This window comes from Streptomyces rugosispiralis (genome assembly GCF_024505145.1).
In the GTDB taxonomy this organism is placed as follows: Bacteria; Actinomycetota; Actinomycetes; order Streptomycetales; family Streptomycetaceae; genus Streptomyces; species Streptomyces rugosispiralis.
The window spans coordinates 77,714-89,036 of record NZ_JANIAA010000042.1 but is presented as its reverse complement, the minus strand read 5'-3'; the positions used below and the strand labels follow the sequence as shown (position 1 = coordinate 89,036).

Annotated in this window: 6 protein-coding genes; 2 read left to right on the top strand and 4 right to left on the bottom strand. The window is 72.7% G+C overall.

Annotated features, from left to right (window positions below; all coding sequences use genetic code 11):
• Nucleotides 1-121: 121 nt before the first annotated feature.
• Complete coding sequence (locus NP777_RS38935) at nt 122-673, bottom strand: MarR family winged helix-turn-helix transcriptional regulator (RefSeq protein WP_256654897.1); 552 nt, start codon at nt 671-673, stop codon at nt 122-124.
• A 160-nt stretch (nt 674-833) separates the two neighbouring features.
• On the opposite strand from NP777_RS38935, the gene NP777_RS38930 reads away from it, so the two are divergent.
• A complete protein-coding gene (locus NP777_RS38930) occupies nt 834-2,147 on the top strand; it encodes an MFS transporter (RefSeq protein WP_256654896.1) in 1,314 nt (437 codons plus the stop codon).
• A gap of 131 nt (nt 2,148-2,278) precedes the next feature.
• Here the strand turns inward: NP777_RS38930 and NP777_RS38925 are convergent, their stop codons facing one another.
• Nucleotides 2,279-4,258 carry an ATP-binding SpoIIE family protein phosphatase gene (locus tag NP777_RS38925; RefSeq protein ID WP_256654895.1) on the bottom strand — a complete coding sequence of 660 codons (1,980 nt, stop codon included), beginning with the start codon at nt 4,256-4,258 and terminating at the stop codon, nt 2,279-2,281.
• Between the two features lie 235 nt (nt 4,259-4,493).
• The gene (locus NP777_RS38920) at nt 4,494-5,849 is read right to left on the bottom strand and encodes an NAD(P)/FAD-dependent oxidoreductase (RefSeq protein WP_308405351.1); all 1,356 of its coding nucleotides are present in this window, start codon (nt 5,847-5,849) and stop codon (nt 4,494-4,496) included.
• A gap of 321 nt (nt 5,850-6,170) precedes the next feature.
• Between NP777_RS38920 and NP777_RS38915 the strand changes: the two genes are divergently transcribed.
• Nucleotides 6,171-6,896, top strand: a complete 726-nt coding sequence (locus NP777_RS38915; protein ID WP_256654894.1) for a TetR/AcrR family transcriptional regulator — start codon at nt 6,171-6,173, stop codon at nt 6,894-6,896.
• A gap of 157 nt (nt 6,897-7,053) precedes the next feature.
• On the opposite strand, the gene NP777_RS38910 is transcribed toward NP777_RS38915, so the two are convergent.
• Nucleotides 7,054-11,166, bottom strand: a complete 4,113-nt coding sequence (locus NP777_RS38910) for an AfsR/SARP family transcriptional regulator (RefSeq protein ID WP_256654893.1) — start codon at nt 11,164-11,166, stop codon at nt 7,054-7,056.
• Nucleotides 11,167-11,323 lie beyond the last annotated feature (157 nt).

Below are 11,323 nucleotides of genomic sequence, written 5' to 3'. Positions count from 1 at the left end.
AGTAGTGGTTTGCCGCCGGTGCGGCTCAAGTGCTGACCGGGGAACCGTTACGGCTCCGTGGCAGCTCGGAGTACATTACGGATCGCCCGGACCTGTGTCAACCGCGGCTGGGCCGAATGCCTCAGTCGAGGTCGCTCAGCCGTCCCTCGGCGTCGGGCTGGTCCTCCTCCACCCGGCGCAGCACACGGGTGAGCATCTCGCCGAGGGCCCCGCGCTCCTCGCTGGAGAGGTCCTGGAGAAGGTCCGCCTCGAAGACCGTGGCCTGGCGCATCGCCTCGACCCACTTCTCGCGGCCGTCCGGGGTCAGCTCGACGATGACGCGGACGCGGTTGTCCGCATCACGCTCACGGGTGACCAGGCCCTCGTTCACCATGCGGTCGATGCGGTGGGTCATGGCGGCGGGGGTGAGGCCCAGCCGCTTGGCCAGGTCGCCGGGGCCCAGGCGGTAGGGAGCCCCGGACAGGACGAGCACCTTGAGGACCTCCCACTCGGAGTTGCTGATCCCGAGCGTGGCCGACTGGCGGCCGTAGGCGACGTTCATCCGCCGGGTGAGCCGGCTGAGCGCGCTGACGACCTGCTCCACCTGAGGGTCCAGGCCCTGGAACTCGCGCTGATAGGCCGCGATCTGCTCTTCGAGGCTCAGCAGGTCGTCCGGGTCGGGGGTCTCCGCCATGTGTGGAGTATGACACGAAACTCATTGGCGCTGAAGTCCTTCACTCTGTACTCTTAAGCATTGAAGTTTAGCTTCGAAGTCTTCAGACATCGACCCTCCGGGCTGACCCGCAGGTCAGGCCCGTAGTCCTTTGATTCCTTCTCGACCTAGGTAGGTGAGTGTGACCACCGCGATGGGCGCAGCGCTGCGCCGTATCCAGCTGGGCAACGCGCTGAGCGCGTTCGGCAACGGCTTCACGGTCCCGTTCCTCTTCGTCTATGTGGCGCAGGTGCGGGACCTCGGTGCGAATACCGCGGGCATGGTGCTCGCGACGTTCGCCGTGGCCGCGCTTGCCGTGCTGCCCTTCATCGGTCGGGTGATCGACCGGCGAGGGCCGCTGTCCGTTGCCGTCGCGGGCGCGGTCGCCGCCGCCGTCGGATCGATGGGTCTCGGGCTGGCGGGGAGCGAGCCGCTGGTGATCGCCGCGGCCGGAGTGCTGGGCGCGGGCATAGCGGCCATACAGCCGGCGCTGGCCACGCTGATCGTCTGGTGCTCGACGCCGACCACCCGGTCGCGGGCCTTCGCCACCCAGTTCTTCCTCGGCAATCTGGGCCTCGGCGTCGGCGGACTGTTCGGTGGGCTGCTCGTGGACACCTCCGCCGCCTCGAGCTTTGTGCGGCTCTTCGCGATCGACGCGGTGATGTTCCTGGTGCTGGGCGCGGCGGTGGCGACCGTAAGGCTGGAGCGGACGCCGGTGTTCGACGGCCCGGTGCCGACCGTCGATGAGCGGCTCGGCGGCTCCGGCGGCTGGCGTGCCCTGCTCGGCCACCGCGCCATGGTGCAGCTGTGCGTGCTGGGCTTCGTCATGTTCTTCGCCTGCTACGGCCAGTTCGAGTCCGGGCTGTCGGCGTTCGCGGTGGATGTCGCCCGGATATCCCCGTCGATGCTGGGCATCGCCCTGGCCGCGAACACGGCGGCGATCGTGCTGGCGCAGTTCGTCGTGCTCAAGTTGGTCGAGCGGCGGCGGCGCAGCCGGGTGATGGCGCTGGTCGGGCTGGTCTGGACGGTGGCGTGGTGCGCCGCCGGGACCGCCGGGCTGATACCCGGGAGCCAGGCCGTCGGTGTCACCGCGATCATCTCGGCGTACGCGCTCTTCGGGCTCGGTGAGGCGATGCTGTCGCCGACCGTCGCGCCGCTGGTCGCCGATCTGGCGCCGGCGTCGGCACTCGGTCAGTACAACTCGGCATTCGCGCTGGTCAAGCAGCTGGCCCTGGCGGTGGGCCCGGCGGCCGGCGGGCTGCTGGCGGGCGCCGGGCTGTACGGGGCGTACATCGTGACGCTGATCGTCTGCTCGCTCGGCATCACCGCGCTCGCGCTGATGCTCGGCAGGCGGCTCACGGCCGAGCAGGACAATCCGCTGCGGGCGGTCGCCGGGACCGCGGTGCCCGAGCCGTCGCGGACGGCCTCGTCGGACGAGGTGACCACCGCGGCCTGACCCGCCCGTCCATTCCGCCATCGCCCTGGCGCGGCGAAGGAGCCAGTCGGCTCCGCCGTGCCAGGGCGATCTGTCGTCGGTCGGGGGCGGCCGTGTCCCCGCTCAGGCCCGCGCGCCCGGGGCCCGTGGAGCTAGTCCGCGGGCAAGGCGAATTCGCACCACACCGCCTTGCCGCCGCCCGGTGTGCGGCGTGAGCCCCAGGACGAGGCGATGGTCGCGACGATGGAGATGCCGCGTCCGGCCTCGTCCACCGGTTCGGCCCGGCGGCGGCGCGGCAAATGCTCATCGCCGTCCGTCACCTCGATGATCAGGCGGCGGTCGGTGCGGCGCAGCCGCAGCCGCATGGGCGGGGTGCCGTGCTGAAGGGAGTTGGCGACGAGTTCGCTGGCGGCGAGCACGCCCAGGTCGCGCAGCTCCATGGGGAACCGCCAGCTGGCGAGGACCCCTGATGCGAAGGCCCGGGCGCGCGGTGCGGCCTCGACCCCGCCGAGGAGTTCCAGCGCGGCGTTGTGGAACAGCTCCGCGTCATGCCCCGTACGGGCCGGGTGCTGGAGGACCAGCACCGCCACGTCGTCGTCGTGCTCCGCGGTGATGCCCAGGGCCCTGATGAGGCGGTCGCACATCACCTGGGGCGAGCCGGTCGCGCCCGCGAAGACGCGCTCGAGCGCGGCCACTCCGTCGTAGATGTCCTTGTCCCGCCGCTCCACCAGGCCGTCGGTGTAGAGGACGGCGCTGGCCCCGGGGCCGAGCGGGACCGAGCCGGTGGTGTGCAGCCAGCCGCCGGTGCCGAGGGGCGGTCCGGTGGGCTCGGAGGCGCGGCGCACGGTGCCGTCCGGGTCGCGGACCAGGATCGGCAGATGGCCCGCGGAGGCGTAGACGAGGCGGTTCTCGTTGGGGTCGTGGACGGCGTAGACGCACGTGGCGATCTGGTGGGGGTCGATCTCGGCGGCCAGGCCGTCGAGGAGCTGAAGCACTTCGTGCGGCGGCAGGTCGAGCCGGGCGTAGGCGCGGACTGCGGTGCGCAGCTGGCCCATGACGGCGGCCGCCCGCACGCCGCGGCCCATGACGTCGCCGATGACGAGGGCGGTGCGGCCGGCGCCCAGGGTGATGACGTCGTACCAGTCGCCGCCCACCGCCGCGTCCGTGCCGCCGGGCTGGTAGGTGGCGGCGACCCGCAGATCGTCGGGCTGCTCCAGCCCTTGGGGGAGGAGGCTGCGCTGGAGGGTGACGGCGGCCTCGCGTTGGAGGCGCTCGCTGGCGCGCAGCCGCTCCGCGGATTCGACCTGGTCGGTGACGTCGGCGCCGAAGACGAGCACGCCGCGGACCGGCTCGGTGGGCGTGCCGGTTTCGGTGTCGGTGTCGGTGACGACTGTCCCGGTGGCGACCGCCTCCGGCACGGCGACGGCCTTACGGACGGCGGCTTCCCGGATCGATCCGTCCACCGGCGATCCGTCCACCGGCGATCCGTCCACCGGCCTGCCGTCCACGGCTCCCTCCTCCGCCCGCTCGTCCGTCGGCTGCGCGGCGGCGACGGCCCTTGGCGCGGCCATCTCGATCGGGGAGCAGGTGAAGGTGTAGTAGCCGTGGCGGGACCGGCCGAGGCCGGGGGCCACGCCCTCCCGCCGCGGCCCGGGCGTGGTGGCCGGGCCGCCCGCGGGGACCTGCCGGGACTTGACCGTACGGGGCTTGCCGCTGCGCAGGACCTGGTCCATGAGCGGCAGCAGCCCCAGCTCCCTCAGCTCGGGCAGGGCCTGGCCGGCGGGTGTGCCGGGGGTCCGGGAGCCGAAGAGCTCGACATAGGTGTCGTTGAGGTAGGCGATGCGGTGCTCGGGGCCGTAGACCACCGCGACCAGCGCCGGCACCTGGCCGAGGAGGTCATGGGCGGACAGCCCGTCAAGGGTCGGGACAGCGGCGGGCGGCGCGGTGTCGGAAGGGGCGGCGGCGGGAGGCTCGCCGCGCCCGGAGGGGCCGGCGCTCTCGCCCCGGGCCGCCGGGACGGAGCCGCCGCCCGCGGCGGCCGCGGGCTTCGGCCGCCGCGCACCGCGGTCTGCCCGGGCGGCGATGCGTCGCTGGGTTCGGGGGAGCCGGGCGCTCCAGCGCGTGAAGTTCACTGCGGATTACCTCGTGGGGTGGTGGCTGAGCGGCGCGCCGGAGCGGGATCGGGGAGATGGGTGCGGGTACGGGGGACGGCCCCCAGGGGAATGCAGCAAACTTCCGAATCCTCGCGATTGTCACTCTTTGCAGATACGAGCCCACCCATGGTCACACGACCAGTGTGGCCGACCGGACTGACATCCGTGAGACGCCGATCGTGGGAGGGGAGTTCCCGGCTCCGCCCCGATCGGCTCAACTGGCCCCGGGATGGCGACCGGTGTCCGCGGCGAGTTTGAACTCGGCGCGCGGGTTCTCCAGCGACCCCAGCGAGACGATCTCGCGTTTGAACAGCCCCGACAGAATCCATTCGGCCAGCACGCGTGCCTTACGGTTGAACGTCGGCACCCGGCTGAGGTGGTAGACGCGGTGCATGAACCACGCCGGGTAGCCCTTCAACTTGCGCCCGTAGACGTGAGCGACGCCTCTGTGGAGCCCCAGGGAGGCCACGGAGCCCGCGTACTTGTGCGCGTAGTCCGTGAGCGGCTGACCCGCGATCGCGGCGGCCACGTTCTCGGCGAGGACCTTGGCCTGGCGCACGGCGTGCTGTGCGTTGGGGGCGCAAACCGCTCCGGGCCGGTCGGCCGTCAGGTCGGGCACCGACGCGGCGTCCCCGGCCGACCAGGCGTGCTCCACGCCCTCGACCTGGAGCGCCGCGGTGCATTTGAGCCGGCCGCGCTCGTTCAGCGGCAGATCGGTGGAGGCGAGGATCGGGTGCGGTTTGACGCCCGCGGTCCACACGAGCGTGCGGGTGGGGAAGCGCGAGCCGTCACTCAGTGCGGCGACCCGGTCGGCGCAGGAGTCCAGGCGGGTCTCCAGCCGCACGTCGATATTGCGGCCGCGCAGCTCCCGGACGGCGTACTTGCCCATCTCCTCGCCGACCTCCGGAAGGATCCGGTCGGTGGCCTCGACGAGGATCCACTTCAGGTCTTCGGGGGCGATGTTGTGGTAGTAGCGGACGGCGTACCGGGCCATGTCCTCCAGCTCGCCGAGCGCCTCGACGCCCGCGTATCCGCCGCCGACGAAGACGAAGGTCAGCGCCGCGTCGCGGACGTCCGGGTCCCGGGTCGAGGAGGCGATGTCCAGCTGTTCGAGGACGTGGTTGCGCAGGCCGATGGCCTCCTCGACGGTCTTGAAACCGATGCCGAACTCGGCGAGGCCGGGGACCGGGAGGGCGCGGGACACGGATCCGGGGGCCAGCACCAGCTCGTCGTAGTGGATGTCGACCGTGCCGGTGCCCTCTTCCTCCGTGGCGAGGGTTCTCACGGTCGCGGTGCGTTTGCCGTGGTGGATCGCGGTGGCCTCACCGATGACGACCGTGCAGTCGGGCAGGACCCGCCGCAGCGGCACCACCACATGGCGGGGCGAGATCGATCCGGCCGCCGCCTCGGGCAGGAACGGCTGATAGGTCATATACGGCTCGGGGTCCACCACGATGACCTGCACGCCGCCGTGCCTCAGCTCCCGCTTCAGCTTTCGCTGGAGGCGCAGCGCGGCGTACATCCCGACGTAGCCACCACCGACAACGAGAATGCGCGCTGGTTCCTTCACCCTCCCATGAGGCACGTGCGACCGCGGTTTGTCCACAGGCCCGGCGAATTGTGTGACCGGACGGCTCGGTACGCCCCGAGCCGCGGAATCGGTTACACGTACGAAATGTCCGCAGGTCAGCCCCGGGGTAGGTGGGGGCAGGCGGGCGGATAGCCGGAAAGAGGCGGTCTGCTGCTCTGATCGGGGGGCGTTCTGTCCCGAGCTACCCTCTTCTTTCTTGACCTGCGCTCAACTATGTTCGTAGTTCGTCGGGGTTGTGACTGCCTCGACAGTCTGGGCGGGGAGTCTCCGGGGGGAGACATCATTACCGGGGGATCACTTATGCACCTTCAGGGTTCGTCATGGTCCGCAGCCGTCGCGTCGTCGGACGGAAACGGCGGACGGAACACACCGCTGCGCGTGGACGCGCAGCGCAATCTGGAGCACGTCCTGCGGGCGGCGCGCGAGGTCTTCGGTGAGCTGGGGTACGGGGCTCCGATGGAGGACGTGGCGCGCCGGGCGCGGGTAGGGGTGGGCACCGTCTATCGGCGGTTCCCCAGCAAGGACGTGCTGGTGCGCCGGATAGCCGAGGAGGAGACGGCAAGGCTGACCGATCAGGCGCGAGCGGCGCTGGGTCAGGAGAACGAGCCGTGGTCCGCGCTGGCCCGGTTCCTGCGTACTTCGGTGGCGTCCGGCGCGGGCCGGCTGCTGCCGCCGCAGGTGCTGCGGGTCGGGGTCGACGTGGAGACCGAGATCCGGCTGCCGCAGCAGCGGCAGGCGGCGTTAGCCGCACCGGCCCAGCCGGAGCTCCGGCTGGTCGAGCGGCCGATGGTCGTTGAGGACGAGCCGGACGACGCGGGCGCCGCGGCGCTGCTGGAGGTCGTCGGGCAGCTGGTGGAGCGGGCACGGGCCGCGGGCGAGCTGCGCCCGGATGTGACGGTCGCCGATGTGCTGCTGGTGATCGCCACGGCGGCGCCCTCGCTGCCGGACGCGGCACAGCAGGCGGCGGCCTCGGCCCGGCTGCTGGACATCCTGCTGGACGGGCTGCGGTCACGCCCTGTGAGGTGATGCCGTCGGCCCTGGACCCGGGGGCGAGACATGTGCTCGTCTTCGCGCGTCGGTTTCGGGGGTGAGCGGCGCGTCTCGCCTCCTCCGTATGAGTGACGACACGAGTGACGACATGTGACGGTCGGCCGGGGTGTTGCACCTGGTGCTCGTGCCCGCGTCAGCGGGCGGGCGGCGGTGCGGCGCCCCGGTCGGCGGTTATGGCCTGGTCAGCGGCTTTGGCCGCGTCGGCGGTCGCGGCCGGGTCGGCCTGATCGGTGGTGTCAGGGACAGCGGCAGCGGCATCGCCATCAGTGGGGTCGGCATCCGTGGCATCGGCGGCGCCGGGATCGGCGGCGTCGGCGGCGTCGGCATCGGCATCGGCGGCGCCGAGAGAGCACAGCGCCTCGTCGAGCAGGCAGAGGGCCTCCTCGGGGGTCAGGGCCGTGCTCTCGGTACGCAGCTTCTCCACCGCGTCCTGGCCCAGCGCCTCGCTCGCGCACGCCGCGGTCGCGCCGACGTCCCCGGCCACCAGCGGTGAGCGCGGCAGCCCACCGCGCCAGCCGTCGGCGGCGCCCAGCAGCCGCGCCGCGAGCCGCTCCTGTCCGCATCCCGCCAGAAGCTCGGCAGCCGACTCCGCCTGATGAGCCAGCAGCAGCTCCATGGAGTTCACCGTGAGGCCCTCGCGCAGCGTGCTCCGCAGCTTGCGCAGGCCGCCGGCCAGATCGCCCTCCAGGCCGGTGATCCGGGCGTCCAGTCCGTTGGCCACGACCCAGAACTGCGGTGGCGAGGTGCCGCGCAGCGCACGCTGTCGCGCGGCGTCGCAATGCGTCCTGGCCCGCGCCAGATCACCGCGTATCAGCTCGGCCTCACTGCACACGATGAGGTTGAAGGCCTGCACGTCCTGGGTGCCGCAGCGGTCCGCCTCCTCCTCGGAGCGCTCCACCAGCCTCAGCGCGCCCGCCACGTCCCTCTCGTGGACGGCGAGGTCGGCGAGGCGGGTGTAGAGGAACGGCACCTCGGTGTGGGCGCCGAGCTCCTGCGCCAGCCGCGCTGCCTTCTCATAGGCGGCCCTCGCCTCCGCGAACCGGCCGCGATGGGTGGCGATCTCGGCGCACGCGCCCTCCACCTGGGCGAGCATCCAGCGGTCGCCGACGCGGGCGGCGAGATCGCGCAGCTCATCCAGGTCGTCGTCGGCGCCCTCGACGCCGCCCGGCATGTCGATGGCGAGGTGGGTGCGGTACATCAGCGAGACGCCGAGCGCCCAGTCGTCGCCGTGGGCCCGGCAGTCGGCCACGACCCGGTCCATGAGCGGCAGCATCTCGCCGCTGAAGCCCTCGATGACGAAGGCCGTGAAGGGCCACAGCAGTCCCGGGAAGCACGCGCTGCGGGGCCCTGAATGGCTCGCGTAGGCGTCGCGCATGCGTACCGCCGCGTCCCGGATCTCAGGGTCGTTCAGATCCGGGCCGGTGCCCTGCTCGACGAGCAGGAAGAAGAGCAGCAGCCGCAGGTCCATGAACTGCCAGTACCGGGTGACCTCCTCGTCGACGCCGTACTCGCCGTCCGGAACCCGGGCCGGGACGAGCGGGAACTGGTCGAGGGCATGGCTGCCGCCCGGTGCCCGGCCCACCTCGCCGTCCGTGCCATGGGTGCGGCGCTCCAGGGCCAGGGCACGGCCGACCCAGGCGGCGCCCTCGTCCCGGTAGTTGCGCAGCCACCAGAACCATGCCAGGTCGCGGATGAGCGCGAAGACGGTGTCCTCGTCCGCGGCGGTCAGGGAGCGGTGCAGCGCCGCACGGATGTTGTCGAGGTCGGTCTCGACGAGGCGCAGCCAGGGCAGTTGTCCGGCGGAGCGCAGACGGGGCTCGGCGGTGTGGATGAAGTCCCGGAAGTGGGCGGTGTGACGGGCCGCGGCGGCCTTGTGGTCGGCACGGGCCGCGGCGTCCTCGGTCGCGCGCTCGCCGACGTACTCGTTGATGGTCTCCAGCATCCGATAGCGGGGCTCGCCGCCCACCGGGCCGGAGGGCTCCGCCGCCGAACCGTACGACGGATAGTCGACGATCAGCAGCGACTTGTCGACCAGCGCCCCGAGCAGTTCCAGCACCTCGGCGGGCGCGATCCTGGCGTGGGGGCGCGCATGAGAGCGCGTGGGGGCGCGCGTCTCGGCGTACGCAACCGTGTCGCCCGGTGTCGGCGTGCTCGCCATCGCGTCCGTAGGGACGTCATGAATGCCGACCGTAAGGACGTCATGAATACCGACGCCGTCCTTGATGACGCCATCGGGGTCCGTGCCGTCCGTGCTGTCCGTGCTGTCCGTGCCTTCCACACATTCCGTGCTGTCCGCGCCGTCCGTCAGGGCGCTCGCGCCGGGCGGGGCGTCCGCGCACACCGCCTCGGCCGCGGACAGGGTCCACCCGCCCGCGAAGACCGACGCACGGCGCAGCACGGTGCGCTCGCGCTCGTCCAGGAGGTCCCAGGACCACTCGACGACGGCCCGCAGGGTCTGCTGGCGGGGGAGCGCGGTTCTGCTGCCGCTGGTCAGCAGGCGGAAGCGATCGTCCAGCCGGTCCGCGATCTGGCGCGGGGTCAGCAGCCGCAGCCGCGCCGCGGCCAGCTCGATCGCCAGCGGCAGACCGTCCAGGCGGCGGCAGATCTCCGCGACCGCGGCCGACGTGTCCGGGTCCGCCGCCGGGTCGAAGCCGGGCCGTACGGTGGCGGCGCGCTCGGCGAACAGCTGGTGGGCGGGGGCGGGCGGCAGCGGCTCCACCGGCCTTACGGTCTCACCGGGCACCCCCAGCGGCTCCCGGCTGGTGGCGAGCACGGTCACCCCCGGGCAGTGCGCGAGCAGGGTTTCGGTGAGCCGGGCCGCGGTGTCGATGACGTGCTCGCAGTTGTCGAGCAGGAGCAGCAGCCGGCGGTCGGCGCAGTACTCGACGAGGCGACTCGTCGGATCCCCGCCGTCCGGGCCCGTGGTGCGGCTCTCGAGCCCCGAGGCGAGCAGCATGGTCTCGCGGCGGCCGACGGCGCTCAGGACGGCTCCGGGGACGGCGGAGGGCTGGTCGAGCGGGGCGAGTTCGGCGATCCAGACGCCATCCGGGTAGCCCTCCGTCACGGTCGCGGCGGCCTCCTCGGAGAGCCGGGTCTTACCGGAGCCGCCAGGGCCGGTGAGGGTGACCAGCCGGGCGCCCTCCAGGTCGCAGAGGATGTCGCCGATCTCTTTCTGGCGGCCGACGAAGCTGGTGAGGCGTGCCCTGAGATTGCCGTGCGGCAGCGGCGGCACGGCGGTGCGCGGGCCTGCGGTGCGCGGGTCCACGGTGGGCGGGCCTGCGCCGGGTGGGCCTGCGGTGCGCAAACTTGCGGGGCGCGGGCCCGTGGGGCGCGAGCCCGTCTCCCCGCCGTCGAACGCGCCCCTGGCCGTCCTGCGGCCGTCGAGCGCCGTGCCGTCGTCCGCCCGGGTTCCGCCCCCGCCCCCGCCCCCGCTCCCCTCATGGCCGTCGGCCCGCGGCAGAGCGGCCTGCGCGGTGGGCCCCCCGCCGCGCGGCTCCTGGAGGACCGGCTCGGCGTCCGTCGTCAGCAGCCGTCTGTGGAGCTCCTTGAGCTCCACTCCCGGGTCGGTGCCGAGGCGGTCGGCGAGGATCCTGCGGACGTCCTCGTACGCGGCGAGGGCGTCGGCGGAGTGACCGGCCGCCCGCAGCCCGCGGATCAGCTGGGCGTGGAACGTTTCGTCGAGCGGATGGTCCGCGACGAGCTCGCGCAACTCCGGTATGACGTCCGTAGGGCGGTCGAGCGCGAGGTCGGCGTCGATGCGGCGGTGCAGCGCGGTCAGCCGGAGCGCCTCGGGGCGGGCGGCGGCCGCGTCCCGGTCCGGCAGATCGGCGAGGGCCGGGCCGCGCCACAGGGCGAGCGCCTTACGGAGGGTGGCGGCGGCCGTCTCGGGGTCGTCGGCGTCCAGGGCGCGTATGCCCTCGTTCGTCAGCCGCTCGAAACGCAGCAGGTCGACCTCGTCATGGGGCGCGGCGGTCGCGAGGCGGTAGCCACCGGGCGAGGAGACGACGGCATCCCTGCCGATGACCCGGCGCAACCGGCCGACCAGCGCCTGGAGCGCAGCCGGCGCGTCATGCGGAGGGTCGTCGGCCCACACCTCGTCGATCAGGACGCCGACGGGGGCCGGGGCGGTGCGTGCGGCCCTTACGGCGAGCGCGGCGAGCAGCGCGCGGATCCGGGGGCCGCCGAGGGGGAGCGGGTCGCCGTGGTCGTCGCGCGCTTCGGTCGTGCCGAGGATCAAATACCGCACAGAGGTCATTCTCCTAGGTCGCGGATTGCCGCTGGGGAGATGGTGCGGAGTGGCGGCGGAGGGGTCCATTCGTTTTCGTCCGCCGTAAGGACGGCGGCTTCTCGTCCCCCGTGGGAACGCCGGCTCCTCGTTGCCCGTAGGAACGTTGCCGGTAGAA

Bases quoted from the DNA above. Each gene is read 5' to 3' on its own strand.
- NP777_RS38935 (WP_256654897.1), bottom strand. From the start codon at position 673: ATGGCGGAGACCCCCGACCCGGACGACCTGCTGAGCCTCGAAGAGCAG.
- NP777_RS38915 (WP_256654894.1), top strand. From the start codon at position 6,171: ATGCACCTTCAGGGTTCGTCATGGTCCGCAGCCGTCGCGTCGTCGGAC.